Below are 22,055 nucleotides of genomic sequence, written 5' to 3'. Positions count from 1 at the left end.
TTGTGCAACTACATTCAGATTTTAATTTTTAATCATAGCTTTCTTTAATAAACTGAATAAACTGATCGTATTCCTCATTGTTAAGGAAATTTTTAATAGTCAAAATAGGGACACTTTTATCTGGAAATAGGCTCTTAACACGTTCTTCAAGGTTTTCACTTGTAATAATCAGATCAACATCATTTGGTATATTGTCTACTGAGACATTCTCAACAGTTACTTCATGAAGATTTGCTTTCTTCGCTTTACTTCTCAGCATTGATGCACCCATGGCACTTGATCCCATTCCGGCATCACAAGCTATTATAACTCGTTCAATCTTTGTCCCAGTTGCTGTAAATGGTGCCGTATACAAAACTGAATCAACTGATGTTGTAGATTGAACAGTATCAAGACTAACTGCCTCTTCAGGTGTTTTATCTAATTTCAAGAAAAATGCAACAACTAAAAAAGATACCAACGTCGCAACGACGTAACAAGTAATATTGACAACGAATGCTCCTTTTGGTGTCATCATCAATAGCGCTAGAAAACTCCCTGGTGAGACTGCGCCAACTGTTCCACCGTTAAATAATTGAGCTATTGCAAGAGAAGCCATGTTACCAAGCATTGGTCCCAATATTGTGACAGGTTTAATGAGTGCATAAGGGAACGCTACTTCGCCAATTCCGCCTAAAAACATAATTAAAGTAGACGCAGGGGCGGATTTCTTTGAAATTCCTTTTCCAAAGAAAGCAAATGCCAGTAATAGTCCAGTCCAAGTACCACCGTTAGCTTCAACCAAAAATAAAATCGATTTTCCAGTATCTGCTACTTGCTGTAGTCCCAACGGTACCATAATACCATGATTGATGGCATTGTTTAAAAATAGTACTTGTGCAGGTTGAACAAAGATACTTGTCAATGGAATTAAGTTTCGGTCCGTTAACCAATTTACTCCAGCAGATAAAAAAGCTAAAATTACACCAAAAATCGGCTCAACAATTAAAAATCCTAAAATAGCAATAATAAACCCGACAATTCCCAAAGAAAAATTGTCCACCAACATTTCCAAACCAGGTTTTACTTTTCCTTTGAAAAGACTATCAACTTTCTTTATTATAAGCGCACCAATCGGACCCATAATCATGCCACCGATTAACATGGTGATATCAGCGCCTATTACTACTCCCATAGTTGAAAGAGCACCGATTGCACCGCCTCGTTTACCATAAACATTATAACCACCAACATAACCAATCAATATTGGTAATAAATAAGTTAAAATCGGACCGACCAACTCATTCAAGTGTTCATTTGGTGTCCAGCCAGTTGGAATAAAAAATGCTGCCAATAAGCCCCATGCAATGAAAACACCAATATTAGGCATGACCATTGCACTTAGAAAACCGCCCATTTTCTGAATACGAACGCGCAGAGTTTTAGGTTGTGCTACTTTCTTCTCCATTTTTCTCCTCCTGTTAACAAATATATAAGCGCTTACATTATTATTGTAGGAGATTATTATCTGAATTACCATTCTAAGTAAGAGTAAAAATGGCAGAGTACGTTTGACATTTCTACTCTTATACAATCAAGTGAGCATTTATGTTATATGTTAAAATGAAAAATAAAGTCACTGTTCGTTAAAAGAAAAGAGGTCAATAATGAAAACAATTATTTTTGATATGGATGGCACACTAATAAATTCTGAAAAAAAATATTATCATATTTGGGAAAATTTATTGGCAGAAAAAAAATATAGTATCACATTGGATTTTTATAAACGTATTTTAGGAAAGCCGACAAACCAAATAAAAAGAGAATTTCTTCATTATTTTGGCGATTCTTTCCCTTTTGATTTATTGTTCAAGAAATTTATGATTAAAAGATCGGAGCTTATTTCAGATGCTGATTTTGAATTAAATGAAGGTGTCCTTAAGTTTGTGTCATGGTGTAGCTATAATAATGTAATTTGTGGAGTTGCAACATCATCTTTACGTAATGAGACACATCATATATTAAATAAGCTAGACATCTTAGATATTTTTTCCTTTAGTTTGTGTGGAGATGACGTGTCTAAAGGAAAACCACATCCAGAAATATTTCAAAAAGCTGCAGCGTTAACTACTTCCAAAAAGAAAGATATTATAGTTTTTGAAGATTCGATGAATGGAGTCATATCTGCTAATAAGGCCGGCTTGACAGTCTGTCACATCAATGATTTTATCCCTTTAACTGGTGAAATAAAAAGAATTCCAATTGAAAGTTATAAAGATTTTAATGACGTCTTGAAGTCAAAAATATTTTTAGAGCTAATGGAAATAGAAACTAAAAACCCTGTGACATGATAGTTGTTGGTCTATTTTTGTCATTTATGATTTATTGTATTAAAATATAACCGTTTCAACAAATTTTAGCACAATAATATTATTTCTTCATTTGTTCTATTCGTAACTAAACCAGCTTTGCAGCCGTTCTCGGGCTGTAAAGCTGGAAATCAAATATTCTTTCAAATATCAAGACCAAACCACTTCACAGCATCATCCAACCATGGGTGAAGAACAAGCAAGTCTGTTGAAACCACCCATTGAATATAGCAGATGCACGCCTGCTCCAAAGAATTGTCCAATGCTTTTTGAAGATCAGTTAAATAAGGGGCACGGTGTTTGCGGTCCCATTCCAGTTTGTCAGCAATAAACACAAGCATATCCATTGTTGTAGGAGAGTGTTTGAGTGTGGTGTGACATGACACAGCGTTTAAAACGTGTTGATCTGTGATGTTAAACACTTTTTCGGCAATTATGCGGGAAAGGCGTTGGTGCAACAGCATTGGTAACTCTCGTTCTTCTGGAAAAACTGCCAGTTGATAGTATTCAGCTTCTGTCACCATCTGATTCTGCGGAATAATGCCGCCTATGTCATGCAGCAGCGCTGCTGTCCGGGCAGCCCCGATATTTTGACCATATTGGTTTGCAAGGGTTTCTGCCGCTTTTGTCACCCGTAATACATGATCTGCTGTTTCATTCATATCATAATCACGAAATAACCGCACTATATCTTTTTCCAACTGTCCACTGGGTTTAAAGTTGGCTAGTTCCTGTTCTATAAACATGTTTTCTCCTTCTCGTTTAATGGAATCCAATATCTTTTAATATTTTTTCTGTTTAGTCGTATGGTATTTTCCAGTTTTCCACCGCAGCTTTCAATCACACGGACAGACGGTTTGTTTTCACTGTTACATGTCAGTAACACACGTTTTAGGCCGATGTCTTGACAGTAATCGAGAGAAGCTATCAATGCTTTTTTGGCGAAACCTTTTCCTCGTTCGCTGTTTCGGATACAATATCTGATATGTCCTCCCCATTGCGTGTCAAACTCGGACAGGCGATGTTGAACATGGAGCATACCAATCAAACGCCGGTCGTCTTTGCCAACTATCAAAAATTGAGTTTTTTGCCCGTTGTTCTTATGGATTGTTGTCAGCCATTTTTCGATGGAAGAAAACTTAGCTAGTTGTCCGGTGCCATGAAGAATGTCTTGACAGTCAATAAATTCTTGACGGAAAGCGGCAATCTCGGCAATGTGTTCTGTTTCCGGATGGATTAATTGCATCGTGTTCTCCCTCACTTAAGTTTACATAATAAAATTATCCCGTTACGATAACACCACGCTGATGACAGCAATCAGCAAATACACATAAGGCTCTGCTGCTAAAAAACGGCTGAAGGTGTATCCTGGTTCTGGAACAAGTACTCGATGTATGGCAGAGCGAAATAATCGGTAGCATCCCCACCCTATTATGCCTCCGACAACGCTCGTTAAGACATCACTCACATCTGTCATCCCTTCAGCCATGAACAGCTGGCCTATCTCAACAACTACTGCCGCTGACAACGTACATTCAATCGTCAGCAGAAGCCAGTCATACTTCTGCCACAATACTGGAAGAAAAAAACCGAACGGGACAAACAAAAGACCGTTGATGATATCGCTTGTTTGAATCCCTGAATCAAACAGCAAAAAATCAATTGTCGGATAAATAAATGTTCCTTTTGACGAAAATTCTCTTCCCCATTGCGAAATTGTTGGGAAACCAATCAATTCCCTCAGTGTGACAACGAGATAAAACAGAAAAATATAGCCGATGACATAGTGTCCTATATTAATCTTATCAGAAAGCTGCTTCGTTCGCTTGACATGATAGTGATTATAAAAGCTGATACTTGCAAATGCCACAATATAACTCAACTAAACACCCCATTCTTGTGAATCATCTTACATACATCATACATGAAATGAAGTGTTAGTTAATGGGACTTTGGTTTGAATTTTTAAAATAAATAACTCGAAAAAGCCCGCATGATATACGCGAGACCGGCAATCATCAGGTAGAATCCTACCATAAACGATAATGTCATTAATGATACGATTGGTTTAGCAAGTAAAAGCATGCCGATAATCAAGCCAATCACATTCGTCACCAAAGAAACCCAAAACAATCTGGTCGACAACTGTTTGAGCCAGCCAAGTTCAAACAAGCCGAAAAGGGAGTCCATCAAAAACCACAAGGCAAATACATAAGGCGCCAGCATCACGCCTTTTCTTATATTGAAAAGAAAGTACACACCTATCAGAATGTCTATGACACCGATGACCAACAAAGGCGTTACCGAAACCCTGAACAGTTCTCTCACCGTGCTTCGGATTTTCAGCATGTAGATACCTCTGAAAATAACTGTGACGACAAAGAAACTAACAAGAATACTCACATTTTGTGCTGGATGCAGCCTAAATGACATAAGGGCGGCCAAAACAAATACGATACCCAAAATCAGACTTGGCCAATCAACACGTTGTCTTTTTCCCATGATAATCGCCTCTTTTCTTTCTATCTTAATTGTATCAAATATAGATGCTTTTATATAATAAAGACTGTTATTTTGATGTCAGGATGAATGAAACAATAAAATGCTTCCAGCTCGATTTTTCATTGAGCAGACATACAGAGCCGTCTTTTACATCGTGTCTTTCACGTGATACAATATAGTTATAAGGAGGCGTTTTCAATGACTGAAAAAAGTAAACATATTCTTGTTGCATTCGACAGTTCCCATCAATCGCAGGAAGCGTTGAAAGTCGCAAATAACATGATTCAAGAAGACGATGGCCACATTACTGTTGTGCAAGTTTTTGAAAATATTGCGATAACTTCTCTTGACGCCATGACATTAAAAGAACTCAGCAATTATGCTAATACCGAGTCAAATGAAATGATGGACCTGTTCCGGCAGAGAGTTGCTGAAGTGGAAGGTCTTGACGAAGAACGCATCAGCTTTGTCACATTGGAAGGCAGCCCGAAAAGAGAACTTGTCAAATATGCAAAAGCGAGAAATGTGGATTTGATTGTGATGGGCGCAACTGGAACCCATGCTGTTGAACGCATACTTATCGGTTCGACCACTTCGTATGTTGTCAATCATGCCCATTGTAACGTGCTAGTAGTTAAATAAGATAAAAAAGTGAGTTGACCACTATTAGGTCAACTCACTTTTTTCAATTATTGATAAAGTCAAAAAAATTGTTTTTGATAAGTTCGGATAGATTTTTCTTCTGCCACTTTGCTGCTACTACCCTATTGGGAATGCTGATGTCATACGTTTTTCCGTCAACTGTCAGCGTCAATGTATTAAGCATGAAGCTTTTTTTAAATGTTACTGCTTGCATCTCATCTGCGGTCTTTCGGATTACCTTGTCAGTGAAATTGCCGCTCAGATCCAAACAGGCAATAATCAGCTGTGATGGTGAAAAAAACAATAACAGATGCTTTATCTCTAAATCTTCCTTTTCATCAACAGTAAATAAAGGGTAAGTCGAAAACTTCGAGTCGATTTGCCCGTACAGGTAGTACCGCTGCTCATCCGGATCAAAACCCTGCTGTTGAACAAACTGTGCGATATTATCAGTGTTCATCGCCTCATTCATCTGTCGGTTCCTCCTTCCCTTGCATAAACGGCTTGAGCCAACACATAATCAAAGACATTTCAGCTTAGTGTCAGAAATACCACTCTAATTTGTGATGACAGCTGTGCCGCTGCATGTGACCATCAGCATGCCATTATCGCTGCCAAGTACTTCGTAATCCATCTTCATGCCAATAATGGCGTCTGCCCCTAACTGTTCCGCACGTGAAGCCATCTCCTCCAAAGCTTCTGCCCGTGCCGACATCAGTTCGTCCTCATAGCCTTTTGAGCGTCCGCCAAAAACGTTGCGCAAACCTGCCCCTATATCTTTAAACATATTAATCCCTGTAATGACTTCGCCAAAAACGATGCCACTGTATTCTGAAATCGTTTTGCCGTCAATAGTATTCGTTGTTGTAATAATCATATCATCTTCCTCATTTCAGCCTTTTTTCTTAAAGATATATTTATTATACAAGAAAACGGATAAACAAACAGCTTTTTTAACAAACAAATATGAATTTCCGTCTTTCGTCCGTTATCCACTGCAACTTGGGACTGATTCATCTGCCTGGAATGTTTGCTATACTTTCAGTAACAAAAACGAAAGAAGGGCTGTCTCATGTTACTGGATGTTGTGCTGGTTCTCGCTGTTATTGGTATATTGTTTTCAATGTCATATGGGGATTTTGTCTATTTTCAACAATCACTGAACATCAAAAACAGAGTACTGCGCAGCATCGCCGCTTTTTTCGCCGCTCTGTTTGAACTCTTTTCAGATATCTTTGTGTTGTCAAAAAATTAAATAAGTGCCAGACTAGAAACAACAGCCCGTATCCGTCAGTGGATATGGGCTGTTGGCATTTTGGGGCTTATTTTTTAATCGCTTTGAATGATTTTGTTTGTGCTGTCATCCCTCTTTCAGATGCCAGTCTCTCAATGGATGATGCGCCGAAGAAGCCGTCGATTTCAGGAACATGCTTGATGACGTAATCAGCATCTTCCGGATCAGCAATCGGGCCGCCGTGGCAGATGACCATAATGTCAGGATTTACGTCACGTCCGGCTGCGATGATATCGCGGATTTTATCACAGCAGTCATCGAGGGTCAGCGCTGTTTCAGCACCAATCGAACCTTTAGTGGTTAGTCCCATGTGGGCAACAAGAATATCCGCCCCTGCTTCTGCCATCGCTTTTGCCTGCTCAGGGTCAAATACATAAGGACATGTCAGCATATCCAATTTATGTGCTTCACGAATCATGTCTACTTCCAAATCGTACCCCATGCCGGTTTCTTCCAGATTTGCACGAAACTTGCCGTCAATTAACCCTACTGTCGGGAAATTCTGCACGCCGTTGAACCCTTGTTCTTTTAATTGTTTCAGGAAGAGATCCATGACACGGAACGGGTCGGTTCCGCAAACTCCCGCCAAAACAGGCGTATCTTTAACGATTGGCAGCACTTCAGCACCCATCTCCTGAACAATCTGATTGGCATCGCCATACGCTAAAAGTCCGGACAGCGAACCTCTTCCAGCCATTCTAAAACGACCTGAATTATAGATAATCAGCATATCGGCACCGCCTTGCTCACTGCATTTGGCTGTAATCCCTGTCCCGGCACCCACTCCGACTAAAATATTTCCTGAGGCAACCTCTTTTTTAAAGATAGCCATGTTTTCTTCTCTCGTCAGTCTGTTCATCAGTTATTCCTCTTTTCGTTTATTTTATAGTGTCATCAAATCTATCAGTTTTTGAGCTGCAGCTTCTGCAAATACTTGGTCATTGATATTGTTGTTTAGTTCAATCAGCTCGACAACGTCACGGTTTATTCCGTCTCGTAAGGTTTCAAATAATGCGCTGTCTTCTTCTGGACCATAAAAAGGCTGTCCGTTTGCGTCAATTGCCGAAACACCTTTTAGCGGCAACAGCAAAGTCGTTTTCCCTGCTGCCATGTTTAATTTTTCAACGAGCATTTGCCCGACCTTCACATTTTCCTGAACGGTTGTACGCATCAAAGTCACTGTCGGATTATGCTTGTATAAATTCCTACCTGAAAATTTAGACGGTACTGTGCTTATCGGCCCAAAATTTACCATGTCTGCTGCGCCCACTGATACTACTTGCGGCACATTGTTTTTTGCAGCTGCTTCGCACCGGTGAGAGCCCGCCGCCAGCACACCTCCGACAATTTCATCGCACCATTCCGTCGTGGTTAAATCCAGCACGCCTTTAAAAAAGCCTGCATCAATCAAAGACTCCATCGTTTTGCCGCCGGTACCCGTAGCATGGAATACCAAGACTTCATAGCCTCTTTTTTCCAAGTACGCTTTGGCGAAGTTTACGCCCTGGGTTGTGACGCCAAACATGGAAGCTGCAATCAACGGTTTTTGTTCCTCTGTGTCTGCGGGCAGCTTCTCCTTTAAGCCGACCATACCAGCTATAGCTAAAACTGCATTTCTGAAAATAGTTTTGGAGATTTTATTTAAACCTGCCACATCGACAATCGAGGGCATCATGATGATATCACTTGTTCCGACATATTGCTCAACATTACCGGAGGCCATTGTTGATACCATCAGTTTTGGCACACCAATCGGCAGCGCTCTCATTGCTGGCGTAACCATGGACGTCCCGCCAGAGCCTCCCAAAGATAAAATGCCGTCAAACTTTCCTTGTCTGTACAATTCCGGCACGACTTTCTGCATGCCTTTTGCCAAAATGTCAGTTGCCAGTGCTCGGTCTTTTTTCTTAACGATTTCCTCGATATCAAAACCTGCCGCCTGAGCAAGTTCCTGATTGGTCACATCTGGCGTGAATCGAGATGCAAACGCACCGGTATGAATCATTAGCGTCTGCAATCCTAATTCCTCGACCAAAGACTTGACATAAAGATATTCCTCTGCTTTCGTATCAAAAGTTCCTGCAATCGCAATCGTTTTCATATCTTTCTCCCTTCAAGCTGATTTTATCTCTGTTCATTTGGCCAAATAAAAGCAGTAGATAGTGTTGATCGCTTACAACTAAATTCTACTGCTGTTTTTCAGTGATGTAAATGTGGTTAGATTATGCTTTGTTGTGGTTATTTTATGAATGGGCATGGCGCTTTTTATATTCTGACGGTGTACTCTTAACATACTTCTTAAATATTTTAGAAAACTGCGCATAATCCGAGTAACCGACGACTGCGGCAACTTGTTTACATGACAGGTTTTGTTTGGCTAACAACTCTTTTGCTTTATTCACGCGAAAACGGACAAGATATTCCGTAAAACTGATGCCGACTTCTTCCTTGAAGCGCACACTTAAATACGAATCAGAAACGTGAGTAATCAGCGCTAAATCTCTTAAATGTACTTCTTTCATGTAGTGTTCCTCTATATAAGACGTCACAAATTCCGCGTAATCAGACGAGCTGCCGTTTCCTTCAATCAGTTTGTCAATCAGCTCATTTTTCTCAAAACTATCGTAGCTCTTAAATGATTGCGTTGTATTGAAAATAGCTGTTTCTATCGGTATTCTATCAAATGTCGAACCGCCGATGTATCCTTGACAGGCGGTGTTTTGATACAAATATTGCATGTCAAGCGGGGTGTTTGCCGGTCCTGCGTAAACCATTTTGATGCTGTCCGAATGCAGCTCGTCACAAATTTTAAACACGCTGTCTGCTAGTTTGCGCGCTTCGTCAATGGAGACATATTTTTTGGCACCTAAAAAGCCGCCTTTAGTCAAACCAAGGTGAACACAAATGATGTCAGCCCCAGCCTTTATCATTTGCACAGCCTCTTCTTCATTAGTCACAAAAGCAACGGTAAACAAATCTAGTGAGTGGGCAGTTTCAATCGCTTTGACTTCGGCAGCATACGAGCTGCCTTCTTCTTCAAGGGCTTCTCTGAATTGACCATCAATCAAAGAAACTGTCGGAAAATTCACGATACCTGAAAAGCCGCTCGCCTTTATCTCTGCCATATAGCGTGCTAAATCAATAAAAGGATCGCCGGCAAACAAGCCGAATAAAACCGGCGTGTGGGCGATTGCCGGCAGCAGTTCTTCTTTCCCCAGTTTCATCACGACATCATTGCTGTTGGCATAACAAAAATAGCTTGCCAGCGAACTTTTTCCCATTACCCGGTATTTGCCTGCACTGAGAGCAAGCAGAAAATCTGCTCCACCTTTGACAGCATAGTTCGCAGTCATGCCCGCACCTGCCACCGCTCCGATTATGTGCCCGTTCAAATTGATTTGTGTGCGGATTTTCCGTAATATCTCATCTCTGGTCATCATTATATGCTCATACTTTCTAATATCGTTTATGTATAATATAGCACTCCATTGAAAAAACGCCAATTCTGCAAATTGACGTGTTTTGACATTCAAATACTGGAGAAAAATGAAGTGCCACATAATATCAAAATCTTCCTGCACCATATCAAAAATAGCCTTTATTCCTAGTCTTGCCTCTGATATTGAGTATATATGTTTTCACACTAAGATCCTCAAATGAAATTGATATGTAATCTGTTTTGAATGAAAAAGAAAAAATTGCTTGACTTTTCAACTGAGAATGATTATCATTATAAGTAGGTTACATACATTCAATCCTGCAACATTAACTTACCCAAAGAAACCACCTATAAACAGGATAGGTGGTTTCTTTGTTTGTGTTATTAGGCAAATGTAATAATGTGCTGCTGATTCGTTTTTACTACTCCGTCAGTCAGTAATTTAACTTCTCTGTTGACCAGATTCGAAAAGGCTACTATCGTCGATGTGTTTTTGCCTTGAGACTTCAGATAATCAAGATCAACGATGAATAGTTTTTGCCCTCTATATATCTCATCTCCCTCATGAACTAGTACTTGGAATCCTTTCCCTTTCAAGTCAACAGTATCAATGCCGACATGGATAATCAGTTCCAATCCTTCTTTCGTCACTATACCTATAGCATGCTGGGTCGGAAACACGCTGACCACTTTGCCGTCTACAGGAGACACGATTTCAGAACTGTCGGGAATGATGGCAAAGCCGTCGCCCATCATTTTGCCCGAGAAGACCGGGTCGCACACGTCTGTTATAGGGATTAGTTCCCCAGAAACAGGTGCAACCACTTCGCAGTTCATACAGCTGAGACTGACTTGTATGTCTGCCGGCTGTTGGACTTGTACTGTCTCCGGTTCAAACTCAGGTTTAGCGATACCGTTGTCAATGATTTCATTGATTGTTGTCGCGTACACATCTGATTTTGCACCGAATATTGCCTGAAAACCATCTCCTACACGCATGACACCAACTGCTCCCAGTTGTTTCAACAACCCTTCATCGACTAGCTGATTGTCTTTCAAAATAGTCCGCAGCCGAGTGATACATGCTTCCACGGATGTCAAGTTTTCTTTGCCGCCCAATGCTTCGATAATTTGCCAACTGATTGCTAGATTGTCACTGCTTGCCAGTACTTCTTGCGGTTCATCACTGTCTTTTTCCCTGCCGGGTGTTGCCAGATTAAACTGGCGAATCATGAAACGGAACACGGCAAAGTAGATGACGCTAAAAGCCAGTCCCACCGGAATCACGAGCCACCACGGTGTTCTATTAACAAAAACCCCGAATAACAGAAAATCAATCAATCCGCCTGATAAAGTCATCCCGATTTTAATATTAAGAATATTCATGATAGCAAAAGAAGCCCCTGCCAACAAACAATGAATACCATATAGCGCCGGTGCAATAAATAGGAATGAAAATTCCAGCGGCTCAGTAATACCTGTTAGAAAAGATGTCAGCGCCCCGGACAATAGAATACCCCCGGCAATCAGTTTTCTTTCAGGTTTTGCCTCTTTGTACATGGCAAATGCAGCGGCCGGCAAACCAAACATCATAAACGGAAACTTCCCTGTCATAAATGCACCAGCCGTCAGCGCAACGCCGTCTTTCATCTGCTGGAAAAAGATTTGCTGGTCGCCATGAACAATCGCACCAGTCACTGACTCGTAACTGCCGAATTGAAACCAAAACGGTGCATAAAAGACATGATGCAGTCCAAATGGGATGAGTGCCCGTTCGATGACACCGAAAATAAAAGCAGCAAGCGTACTGTTGGCTTCAATGACTGTTGATGAGAAACCGTTCAGGCCGTCTTGAATCGGCGGCCAAATGAGACACAGTACTGCGGCAGCCAAGAGGGCAAAGACCGCTGTCACCATCGGAACAAACCGTTTGCCTGAGAAAAATCCGAGATACGGCGGGAGCTCTGTTTTGTAAAATTTGTTAAAACAAGAAGCGGCGATTACCCAGGCAACAATTCCCCCGAAAACGCCTGTTTGAAGCGTTGGTATCCCTAAAATCAACGCATATTTTTGACCATTGGCAGCGACCATTTCTGCATCAATACTGAGCAATGCCCCCATTGCCATGTTCATCATCAAATACCCCACAACACCGGCAAGAGCGGCTGACCCGTCATTTTTAGCCAAACCGATGGAAACAGCTATTGCAAATAATAACGGTAGATTGCCAAAAATGATGCCGCCTGACTGTTCCATCACATTTGCAACAAGTTGAAACCAGTTCGCGTTCAGTATAGGAAACTGGAGCAGCAGACTTTCCTGATGAAACAAGTTTCCGAATGCCATTAAAATACCAGCTGCCGGGAGTGTTGCCACTGGCAGCATCAATGATTTGCCGACTTTTTGTAATACACCAAATAGTTTTTTCATAAATTGCTTCCCCCATAAAATAATTAAATTTCAATCGATGATGCAAGACACATCGTCTTGCTAAATACATAGTCCTGTAATATCAGCCCATTTTTATTCCATAGCAGCAAAAACACATTGATAGCAATCGGTATCCCCAGCAACAGTACATGACATCCGAAAGAAACCAACCAGCGAACTGAATAATAAAACAGCCGGTGTTCCTTCTTGAAAGTAAACTTCAAACCGCCGAATTTCATGCCAAGTGTCTGATTGCCGAAAAAATAAGGAATTCCTAAAAATAGCACTGTTCCCGACAAAAGCAGTACCCCAACAACAAGCGTCCCTGTGTAAGGCACCTTTAAATACGTTAATACAGAAAAAAACAGTCTAATCAGTACAGAAAACAGGAGCCAATCCAACAAGACACTTTTAATTCGCTGTGACCGTGTAACACTCATTACTCACCCCTCCATTTGTTTACGAAACGTTAAGAAGTTCTTACGTAACATATTAATCGTTTCATCGTAACTAAATTAACATTTGAAAGCGGTTCAGTCAACAACATTAGTGTATGTCAAAAAAAATAAGCACTTTTGTGCATATTGTAACCTCGATTTATTGAACGACACAAAAAAACGATGAGGTTTAAACCACCTCATCGCCATCTTCTTTTAGAATCTGCAACAATGTTTCCTGATCAGTGACCAGTGAATTGATATATTTTTTTCTCAAAAGTGCAAGTATCGCCTTGGCCTTCTCTTTTCCAGATGCAATCCCTAATGATACCGGGACTTTTTTTATCTGTTCCAAAGTTATTGCAATCGTCCGACGATACAAATCACTCTGAATCACTTGTCCGTGTTCATCAAAAAAACGGCAGCAGCAGTCGCCCACAGCCTGATTTTCTTGCAGTACAGCATAGTCTTCTGTATTCAAAAGATCGCGCCACTGGCTAGCTCCTGACAGCAAAGGACCGCCAATGCCGACGATAGCCACGTCCAGTTCATCCCATGCTTGTCTGATCTGGCTGAAATATTTAGACTGCATGATTCCTTCAGCTAATTGTGCCGTTTCTTGTACCACACTGGCATTGATAAAGACATTCTTCCCTTGAAATTTTCGTGATAGCTCGTAAACCAGTGTATTGACATGATATTGGGAATTGATGTGGCTGGGACCGCCGGCAAGGGGAATGAACGTCACATTTTGAACTTGTTTTTTTTCCAGTTTCCCGATTGCCTTGGCCAATGTTGCTCCCCAGGAAACACCGATAGTCTGATTTTCTTGAACCGCCCGCCTGATTACATTGGCTGCGGCAACTGAAAACATATCGCCATTTTGTTCTTCTTCAAAATCACTGTCTGCACTTGGTACGACTTCAAGATATGTCAGTCCGTACTTGTTTTTAGCATAGCTTTCCAATTCAAACAATGTTGAATCGAAATTCTTTATTTCAATTTGCACAATGCCTTCTTGTCTGGCTTGCGTAAGCATGCGGCTGACAGTTGTCCGGTACAAATTGAATTCTTTTGCAATGTCTGCCTGTGTCCTGCCTTCCACGTAATACATGTAAGCCATTTTAGCCAGCATTTTTTCTTTTTCCTGCTTCACTATTTATGCTCCGTTCTTTCTTTAATCGTTTTAAGTGAAGTTTATATCATTTTCGTTAGAAATTCAACTTGCGTTTGAATGCAGGAGATACTTAAGGAAACTTGTTGTTACCCAACAAGTTTCCTTAAGTCAGCTATTTCACCAATCCTTCATCAGCTAAAAATTTTTTGGCAACTTCCTCCGGTGTTTTGTTTTTAACGTCTATCTCATAATCCAATTCCTGCATTTTTACATCATCGATGCGCCCTTTTAGTAAATCCAGCACATCATTTAGTTCCGGATATTTTTCCAAGGTGTCATTGCGGCAAATCGGCGAGCCGTGATACGGCGGAAACAGTTCTTTGTCATCTTGCAGAATCACCATGTCATATTTTTTCAGCAAAGAGTCCGTTGCATAGACAATCATCACGTCCAATTTATTTTGATTGATAGCATCATAAAGGAGCGATGTATCCATCTTCAATGATTCGCTGAAATGTAAATCATACAATTTGACCATCGGATCGTAACCGTCTGCATCCCTTGTATAAAACACATGGTTGGCACCGAACCGCAGCTCATCAGACTGTTCTGACAAGTCGCTGATTGATGTGACACCTAACTCTTCCGATTTCGAGCGGAGCATCCCTACAGCAAATGTATTATTGATACCAATCGGCTGAAACATCGTGATATCGTGGTCATCATTCAATTTTTTTACGCTGATATCATAGATTTCATCCGCACTCATACCTGTACTATCGGAGAGTTTAAGAATTTCATTATATGCTGTACCGGAGTATTCAACGTAAATATCAACTTCACCTTTCTCCATTGCCGGGAAACAGACTGACGTCCCGCCAAGATTTTGTTTCCGTTCGACCTCCAACTCAGTCTCGTGCTCAATCAGCTGGGCGTATATCTCACTTAATAATATGTTCTCAGTAAACTGCTTTGAAGCGATGGTAACCTTTCCGCCTTGACTGCCGCACGCGCCTAAAAACAATACCGCCCCTGCAATCACTAACCCTCTAATCAGCCATCTTTTAACGTGTTTCATAAGTCATTCCTCCCTTTGACCTGAAAAGACACAATCACCCACTAGCCGGATTTTTTCTGACAAGGCGTTTTTCCAAAGCCGACAGCAGCACATCGAATAAAATTGCCAGTAACGACACAGGTATGGCGCCCGACAACATCATCTTCATGTTTCGGGTCTGTATACCGCGCCAGATTGGCATGCCCAAGCCGCTGGCACCAATCAACACACCTGTCGTGGCAATTCCAAGCGCAGATACCAGCGCCAAGCGAACACCGGATAAAATGACCGGCAAAGCCAGAGGCAGCTCCAGTGTAAAATAAATTTGCAGCTCAGTCATACCGATACCTCTCCCCGCGCGGATGATACCGGGGTCAACACCTGAAATTCCTGTATACGTATTCCTGACAATCGGAAATAGCGAGTAAAGGAAAATAGAAAAAATCACTGTCGAATTGTTTAAGCCGAACACTAACATCACAAACGTAAACATTGCCAGCGTAGGAACTGTCTGAATCACATCGACCAACGCAAAGACTACCCGAGCCGCTTGTTTGTGTCCCTTCAGCAATGAGCCGGTCGGAATACCGACAAGACAGCCGGCCAGAACACCGGCAAAGACTATTTGTAAATGCACTAACAACGCACTACCGATTGATGCATAATTCATGTCTTCACCTCTTTTCTGCCGCGGCTGAACTGAGTTGCTCGCTTCTCTGCCGAAGAAAGCAAGAAACTCACTAAAAGCGCCAGCAATGTTGCCGGTACAGCGCCGGCAAAGATCATGTTGTAGTTATATGACTGCAGGCCGGACCAAATCAAGTCGCCCAAACCTCCAGCACCAATAAAGGCTGAAAGCGTTGCCCAGCTGATAATGTAAATACTGGACAGGCGAACTCCCGTGATTATGGCCGGCAGCGCCAGCGGCAACTGTACAGACAACAGCAGCTGCCACTTGCTCATACCCATGCCGACAGCAGCTTTAATGTATTTTTCTTCAATATTGCTGATTCCGGTATATGTGTTGCGCATGATTGGCAAAAGCGAGTACAAAAACAGTACTGCAACAGCCGGTACGAATCCCAGTCCCAAGACAATCATGGCAACACCAAGAAGGACAAGGCTCGGTATCGTATTTACAACACTGAAAACGCCCAAGACAAAATTAGCGAGCGATTTATTTTTAGTCAGCAATATGCCGGCCGGAAAAGCTACGACAATGCCCAGCAAGACTGACACACCGCTGATCATGACGTGTTGTCCCAACGCTTTGCCGATGTCATCCAAGTTGTTTGCGACATAAGATAAAAAACTATACATCCGTATCGCCTCCCCACACCACTCTTGCCAGTGATTTGACCATGCTCGTTTTGGTCACGACACCTAAGATGTGCATCTCGCCATCGACCACCGCCAGTATATCCAGATTTTGTTCAGTGATGATGTCAAACGCCTCTTTCGCTGGTGCATCAGGTTGAATACTTGGTATCTGGTCCAGCTCAAGATCGCTGACAGTCATTCCCGGATGTGCTTTTTCCATAATATCTGCGATACCAAGTGAACCGATGAGATGGTTCCCATCATCAACTACCAAAAGAGAAGACACTTGTTCATTTTCCATGAGTGCGATACTTTGAGCCAATCCAGTATTCAATGTTACTTTAAAAACTTTGCTCCGCATCACGTCTTTCACTTTTTCGACTCCGCCGGTATGCAGGCGGTGTTTGCCAACAAACTGTTCGACAAATTCATTGGCCGGATGCGACAGCAGTTCATCTGGTGTATCTGCTTGGATGATTTTCCCGTCCTGCAGCAGGACGATGACATCCGCAATTTTTATCGCTTCATCAATATCATGCGTCACAAAGACAATCGTTTTTTTTAGTTTCTTTTGCAGTTTTTTAATGTCTGACTGTAAATTATCCCGCGTGATCGGGTCCAGCGCGCCGAAGGGTTCATCCATCAAAATAAGCGGCGGCTCTGCGGCCAAAGCACGCAGCACACCGATTCTCTGCTGCTGTCCGCCTGAAAGATTAGCTGGATAGCGGTTCAGATAGGTTTCAGCATCCATATCGACCATCTTCAAAAGCTCCAGTGTCCGCGCCTTTCTTTTTTCAACAGGCCACTTCAACATTTTGGGAACGATTTCAATATTCTGTTCAATCGTCATATGAGGAAACAACCCGATTTCCTGAATGACATAACCGATGCCGCGCCGTAATTCTACCGGGTCGATGTCTTGGATATCCACATCGTTCAATAAAATCCGGCCTTCTGTCGGATTAATCAAGCGGTTGATGAGTTGCAGTATTGTCGTTTTCCCGCAACCCGAAGGTCCAATAATGACCACGAGTTGACCAGCTTCGATTTCCAGATTAAAATCGTCTATCACTTTGTGTTCGCCATAAGCCATAGACACGTGTTCCATCTTAATCATGTCTATCCTTCCTTTCGTCAGTTATCCATAAACAGCACTTTTGACAGACAAAAAGCCACCTTTACAAAGGCGGCTGGGCAATTTGTCTGATTAAAAGAATATAAATTTCAACTTATTCTCATAATGGGCTTCTTACAGTAAGCGTCACAAACACTCCAAACTCAATTTTTCCATGACACCGGGTTATCACCATAGAGTTGTTATCATTAATCATCAACTGCGTTATGATATATCATCTATAAAAAGTATAACAAAAAACCAGACTTTTGACTAGCAGAGTCTGGTTTTTCACGATTATTTTGACATATATCGTTAATTTAGACAAAACTTTAGCAAGTAAACCTGCTATGTGTTTTTAACTAAGACCTTTATTGGAATGATTTTCTTTTTTTAAACGAAAGAGTATGACCAACGTAACAATCCCTATCCCAAGAATTAGTGATAATCCGAAGTCCTTCTCACCTGTTTTTGGCAGAAAACTAGCTTTATGGGATGAACTGTCAGAAATCGCATCTTTTTCATAAACAAACGAGACTTTTTGGTTGCTCTTCAAAAATTTGCCTGATACATTCTCAGGAATTTTTTTAAGTTTATAACCATCAATCACAACTGGTTCTGCTTTGTAAGTATCTCCAATTTTACCTGTCAATGTTTGAGATTCTGCTAGTTCTTTTCCAGATGAATCCTGATGGACAATAGTAACTATGCCAAGTTCTTCCGCTAACGCCGTTTTTGTATAAACAAATGTGTGTTCTTGGTAAATATTTTTATAAATCCCATTAAATGCTTTTTCTTCAAGATCGTATCCGTCAATAGTTGGCGCTGCAAACTTAATGGGGGTGCCTACGGTTCCCTCTTGCTGCACCGGTTTTGAAAGTTCTTTCCCGTCTGCATCAGTGAAATGAAATGTAATTGTTGAGCGTGCTTGTGTATCTATATCTGACAACTGATAAATGCTTTGTAGCCCATAGTCAGGTCCGGCAGTAGTAATTCGCTGGCTTAAAAAGACATGATTGATTCGTCTAAGGTCTGCATAGTCTTTGTTCGTTGCCAAAAAAACGTTTCGTTTGCTGCCCGGTTCTATTTCTGTTAGTGAGTGATCGGACTCTTCTACCAATTCATTCGCAACTGCTAAATCAAGAACGTGATACATTTGTTTGTTTATTTCACGTTCTTCCAATTTAACCCCGTTCAAAGAAAGTTCCTCACCATCTGATTTTTGCAAATAAAGTATCCCGTTTTTGATAGTGCGATGGTTCACCTCAGTAGCAGATAACACATGGTCGGTCTCTACCAGTTTTTCTTGATTATGCACAGTGAGTACATATCCCTCACTATTTTCTGTCGACACATTGATTGCTGCTTTCACAGCCAGTTCGCGAAAAGCAATCTCATATTGAGGCAAAGGCACACTGTCAAATAATCCGTTGAAAATTGCGGTGGTTAATTTATTTCTCTGCAAACTGTTATTGGCGGCGGGTGCATCTTGTGACTGCATCCAGGTAATCATGCCGCCTAATCCCTTTTCCTTCACATATTGCGCTTTTTCAGTCAATGAACGTTCATTATCGAATGTAAAGAAAACTTTGGATTCTTTCCCATACATATATGGTGCTTTAGCTGCATCATCCCAATATTCAACAAGATCTGGATACGTTTCTTTTAAGCTGCCAAAGTTTCGATAGGCCCAGATACCTCCGTTTCTACCGCCTTGTCCGTAAATAATTGGGGCATCATTGATAGCGCCCCGACTGTCATTGCCATCTGCATCGATAGTCGCAAAATCAGCACTGCCAAAAAGACCGGGCAAGTTTTCTGAATCTGGTCCGTCGTTAGCGACATTTCCCCAGCCCCGACTATAAAAAGCTGCTCCGATAACTAGTTTTTCCGCAACCGCCCCATTACTCAAGTAGTAATTCACACTGTCATTCACGCTGAATGACCACGGCTTGCCATTGCCTTGTGGCGCATCAGGATTCGTATATAGTCCTGTGTGGTGATTAGTGGTATTTTCCCAAGCGCCATGAATATCATAAGTCATAATATTAGCGAAATCGACGACATTAAATACTTCCGCAATGTCTGTCCCTTGATTAATGGTGTACGGCCCTGCTGCCAATGCGACGGACAATTCGTAATCTTTACCGGTTTTTTCTCCCAGCTCATCAAGTGCGGCACGTAATTCTTTTAAAAGTAGAATATAATTTTCGCGGTCAGCCTCTAAAGCATGTGGTGTTCCTTCGTCTGCTTCAATATCTACCAAGTCGCCTTCCCTTATGCTGCCTGGGTATTCCCAGTCAATATCTAAAAAATCCATTTCGTTATATTCAACAAACTTGACCAAATTACTTACTAGCGTCTTGCGATAAGTATCTGTTTGAGTGTTAAGTGAAAAATCTCCAGATTTTGTCCAACCACCAACTGAAACGCCTATCTTTAAATTGGGATTTTTAAGGCGTAAGTCCTGAATGGCGTTGAGTAAACCCGCATTCGCCGCTCCCTCGGTAATAGACTCGTCTGTCGAAATATCCAGTGCCGCAAATTCATCTGTCCACATTAAATTGCCTTCCACGTCAAAATCAAGAAATGCAAAATTTAAATGCGTCAGCTTATCTGCTGGAATATCTTTTGGGAAAAAATGTCCCTGAGCAGATTCTACTGACCAATCGCCATAGTACATTACATTGCGGTAGCGTTGCATTTCTTCAGCGTAAACAGTACTTGTCTCACCAGTAAAAGGGCTTTCAAATATCAGCCCACCTATACACAACATACCTAACACCATCTTACTTAACAGCTTTTTCATCTGATTCTTCACTAATCTATCTCCTTTCTTTTCACCCCGGCGGATATCTATCGCCATAATGTTATTTTATTATAATCTTTTTGCCGACACAACGAAATTTTTTTTAATTACAAAAACCGTACACTTTTTGTATCTGCACGGTTTTTACCTATAATATTCTTACTGTGATATATTTTTCTATTATGCGAAACATAACTTGACTTAAAATCTGATATTTGATCCTTTTTAAATGATTGTCAATAATGCAGTTCAAACATCCTGCCAGTAATAAACATCAACTTTGTCGCCGACAGTAATCGGGTGTTTCACCGGCTGATCAATCACGCAGTTGGAACTGGCGAGATTTGAGAAAACAGAAGACTGATGTACTTTCGTATAGATTTCTACTCCATTATCGGTTTTGTATGCCCTGATAAAACGCCTAATGTTTGTTTCAGCCATTTGCCCTGAGGTGACAGTAAGCTGTTTCCTTTTTAAGGAAAAGCCGGGATTGCCCATTAGTCTTGCTGCAGTATTCCAAAAAAACAAATGGAAATTAACCAGTGAGGCAAAGGGGTTGCCCGATAAACTTAAGACAGGAACATTTTTGTAGACACTTGCAAGTATTGGCGTACCGGGTTTTGCATTTATTTTATGAAATAACCGCTCAGCTCCGATTTTTTCCAATGTAGCCGGAAGAAAATCTTTTTTCCCGACCGACACACCACCTGTTGTAAACACCAAATCTACTTTTGTGATAATCGAATGCAGCATATTGACAAATTGATCAGCATCATCACCGCAAGTTGTTTGCAGCACAACGTCGCCACCGATTGACCTGACATAGGATGCAATGGTATAGCTGTTGCTATTATAAATCTGGCCGTAAGAAAGCGGCTTTCCCAGTTCAGCAAGTTCGCTGCCGGTTGCAATAATTGCAACTTTAAGCGGCTCGATGACTGGCACCTGTTGGATACCTGCACTTGCCAAGATACCAAGCATGGGGGGCGTGATGCAAGTTCGCGCTGCAAGCAGCCGGTCATTTTTCTTGATGTCTTCGCCAATCATTGCATAGTTTTTACCTTTGCGTATCGGCCGGAAAATGCTAACAGTATCTTTCCCGTAGTCAGTCTGTTCCTGACAAACTACACAATCATAGCCTGCCGGGATCGGTGCACCTGTCATAATTCTGACAGCCGTACCGGGTTTACCTGTTAATAGCCGGTTATCTCCGGCCAATACTTCATCAACTACAGGCAAACGCACGGGCGCATCTTTTGAGGCTGTTTGACAATCCGCGCTAAAGACAGCGTAACCGTCCATACCCGAACGGCAAAACTGAGGAACAGAAATCGGCGCATAGACATCTTCCGCCAGAAGACAGCCGACGGCTTGGTCAATGGTACAGCAAACCTTTTTTTCTTTTGTTTTGAGGCGTGCATCAAGTCGTGCCTGAGCTTGTTCCAGTTCAATCATGGTTTGGTCCTCTCCTTGACTATATTGTTAAAAAACGCGCCTTCCCTCCAACTGCTTGCTTTGGAAAGGAAGGCACGGAAGGAAGCTGTCT

22 protein-coding genes are annotated in these 22,055 nt (G+C 41.5%); 3 read left to right on the top strand and 19 right to left on the bottom strand.

Annotation, left to right across the window (positions count from 1 at the left end):
- Positions 1–28 precede the first annotated feature (28 nt).
- Complete coding sequence (locus tag CBF27_RS10290) at positions 29–1,447, bottom strand: PTS transporter subunit EIIC (protein ID WP_126814215.1); 1,419 nt, start codon at positions 1,445–1,447, stop codon at positions 29–31.
- A gap of 199 nt (positions 1,448–1,646) precedes the next feature.
- Between CBF27_RS10290 and CBF27_RS10285 the strand changes: the two genes are divergently transcribed.
- Complete coding sequence (locus tag CBF27_RS10285; protein ID WP_126814214.1) at positions 1,647–2,330, top strand: HAD family hydrolase; 684 nt, start codon at positions 1,647–1,649, stop codon at positions 2,328–2,330.
- A gap of 161 nt (positions 2,331–2,491) precedes the next feature.
- Here the strand turns inward: CBF27_RS10285 and yqeK are convergent, their stop codons facing one another.
- The 4 genes from yqeK to CBF27_RS10265 form a co-directional block, all read right to left on the bottom strand.
- A complete protein-coding gene (gene yqeK, locus CBF27_RS10280; RefSeq protein ID WP_126814213.1) occupies positions 2,492–3,094 on the bottom strand; it encodes a bis(5'-nucleosyl)-tetraphosphatase (symmetrical) YqeK in 603 nt (200 codons plus the stop codon).
- On the bottom strand, positions 3,085–3,594 hold the full coding sequence (locus CBF27_RS10275) for a GNAT family N-acetyltransferase (RefSeq protein ID WP_126814212.1): 510 nt from the start codon (positions 3,592–3,594) through the stop codon (positions 3,085–3,087). The genes yqeK and CBF27_RS10275 overlap by 10 nt, the downstream gene beginning before the upstream one ends.
- A 42-nt stretch (positions 3,595–3,636) precedes the next feature.
- The gene (locus CBF27_RS10270; protein WP_126814211.1) at positions 3,637–4,230 is read right to left on the bottom strand and encodes a VanZ family protein; all 594 of its coding nucleotides are present in this window, start codon (positions 4,228–4,230) and stop codon (positions 3,637–3,639) included.
- 83 nt (positions 4,231–4,313) lie between these two features.
- Positions 4,314–4,850: an HdeD family acid-resistance protein gene (locus CBF27_RS10265; RefSeq protein ID WP_126814210.1), complete on the bottom strand. Its 537-nt coding sequence runs from the start codon at positions 4,848–4,850 to the stop codon at positions 4,314–4,316.
- A 198-nt stretch (positions 4,851–5,048) separates the two neighbouring features.
- On the opposite strand from CBF27_RS10265, the gene CBF27_RS10260 reads away from it, so the two are divergent.
- A complete protein-coding gene (locus tag CBF27_RS10260) occupies positions 5,049–5,492 on the top strand; it encodes a universal stress protein (protein WP_126814209.1) in 444 nt (147 codons plus the stop codon).
- Positions 5,493–5,535: 43 nt separating this feature from the next.
- On the opposite strand, the gene CBF27_RS10255 is transcribed toward CBF27_RS10260, so the two are convergent.
- Positions 5,536–5,964 carry a hypothetical protein gene (locus CBF27_RS10255; RefSeq protein WP_126814208.1) on the bottom strand — a complete coding sequence of 143 codons (429 nt, stop codon included), beginning with the start codon at positions 5,962–5,964 and terminating at the stop codon, positions 5,536–5,538.
- Between the two features lie 84 nt (positions 5,965–6,048).
- Positions 6,049–6,369: a putative heavy metal-binding protein gene (locus CBF27_RS10250; RefSeq protein WP_126814207.1), complete on the bottom strand. Its 321-nt coding sequence runs from the start codon at positions 6,367–6,369 to the stop codon at positions 6,049–6,051.
- A gap of 195 nt (positions 6,370–6,564) precedes the next feature.
- Between CBF27_RS10250 and CBF27_RS10245 the strand changes: the two genes are divergently transcribed.
- Positions 6,565–6,747: a hypothetical protein gene (locus tag CBF27_RS10245; protein WP_126814206.1), complete on the top strand. Its 183-nt coding sequence runs from the start codon at positions 6,565–6,567 to the stop codon at positions 6,745–6,747.
- A 67-nt stretch (positions 6,748–6,814) separates the two neighbouring features.
- On the opposite strand, the gene CBF27_RS10240 is transcribed toward CBF27_RS10245, so the two are convergent.
- The 12 genes from CBF27_RS10240 to CBF27_RS10185 form a co-directional block, all read right to left on the bottom strand.
- A complete protein-coding gene (locus CBF27_RS10240) occupies positions 6,815–7,645 on the bottom strand; it encodes a phosphoenolpyruvate hydrolase family protein (RefSeq protein WP_126814205.1) in 831 nt (276 codons plus the stop codon).
- Between the two features lie 24 nt (positions 7,646–7,669).
- Positions 7,670–8,887 (bottom strand): Tm-1-like ATP-binding domain-containing protein, encoded by a 1,218-nt coding sequence (locus CBF27_RS10235; protein WP_126814204.1) that lies wholly within the window; start codon positions 8,885–8,887, stop codon positions 7,670–7,672.
- Positions 8,888–9,029: 142 nt separating this feature from the next.
- Positions 9,030–10,226 (bottom strand): phosphoenolpyruvate hydrolase family protein, encoded by a 1,197-nt coding sequence (locus CBF27_RS10230; RefSeq protein WP_126814203.1) that lies wholly within the window; start codon positions 10,224–10,226, stop codon positions 9,030–9,032.
- Between the two features lie 383 nt (positions 10,227–10,609).
- Entirely contained in the window at positions 10,610–12,655 is a 2,046-nt protein-coding gene (ptsG, locus tag CBF27_RS10225) for a glucose-specific PTS transporter subunit IIBC (RefSeq protein WP_126814202.1), read from the bottom strand.
- A gap of 23 nt (positions 12,656–12,678) precedes the next feature.
- A complete protein-coding gene (locus tag CBF27_RS10220; RefSeq protein WP_126814201.1) occupies positions 12,679–13,095 on the bottom strand; it encodes an RDD family protein in 417 nt (138 codons plus the stop codon).
- Positions 13,096–13,282: 187 nt separating this feature from the next.
- Positions 13,283–14,248, bottom strand: a complete 966-nt coding sequence (locus CBF27_RS10215; protein ID WP_126814200.1) for a sugar-binding transcriptional regulator — start codon at positions 14,246–14,248, stop codon at positions 13,283–13,285.
- A 133-nt stretch (positions 14,249–14,381) separates the two neighbouring features.
- The gene (locus CBF27_RS10210; protein WP_126814199.1) at positions 14,382–15,287 is read right to left on the bottom strand and encodes an ABC transporter substrate-binding protein; all 906 of its coding nucleotides are present in this window, start codon (positions 15,285–15,287) and stop codon (positions 14,382–14,384) included.
- Between the two features lie 34 nt (positions 15,288–15,321).
- Positions 15,322–15,936 carry an ABC transporter permease gene (locus CBF27_RS10205; RefSeq protein WP_126814198.1) on the bottom strand — a complete coding sequence of 205 codons (615 nt, stop codon included), beginning with the start codon at positions 15,934–15,936 and terminating at the stop codon, positions 15,322–15,324.
- Positions 15,933–16,586 (bottom strand): ABC transporter permease, encoded by a 654-nt coding sequence (locus tag CBF27_RS10200; RefSeq protein ID WP_126814197.1) that lies wholly within the window; start codon positions 16,584–16,586, stop codon positions 15,933–15,935. The genes CBF27_RS10205 and CBF27_RS10200 overlap by 4 nt, the downstream gene beginning before the upstream one ends.
- Positions 16,579–17,703 (bottom strand): betaine/proline/choline family ABC transporter ATP-binding protein, encoded by a 1,125-nt coding sequence (locus CBF27_RS10195; protein ID WP_126814196.1) that lies wholly within the window; start codon positions 17,701–17,703, stop codon positions 16,579–16,581. The genes CBF27_RS10200 and CBF27_RS10195 overlap by 8 nt, the downstream gene beginning before the upstream one ends.
- Before the next feature lie 355 nt (positions 17,704–18,058).
- On the bottom strand, positions 18,059–20,566 hold the full coding sequence (locus CBF27_RS10190) for a glycosyl hydrolase family 18 protein (RefSeq protein ID WP_126814195.1): 2,508 nt from the start codon (positions 20,564–20,566) through the stop codon (positions 18,059–18,061).
- A gap of 192 nt (positions 20,567–20,758) precedes the next feature.
- Entirely contained in the window at positions 20,759–21,964 is a 1,206-nt protein-coding gene (locus CBF27_RS10185; RefSeq protein ID WP_126814194.1) for a molybdopterin molybdotransferase MoeA, read from the bottom strand.
- Positions 21,965–22,055: the final 91 nt, after the last annotated feature.

This window comes from Vagococcus acidifermentans (genome assembly GCF_003987655.1).
Classification (GTDB): Bacteria; Bacillota; Bacilli; order Lactobacillales; family Vagococcaceae; genus Vagococcus_B; species Vagococcus_B acidifermentans.
This window is presented reverse-complemented; position numbering and strand designations above follow the sequence as displayed.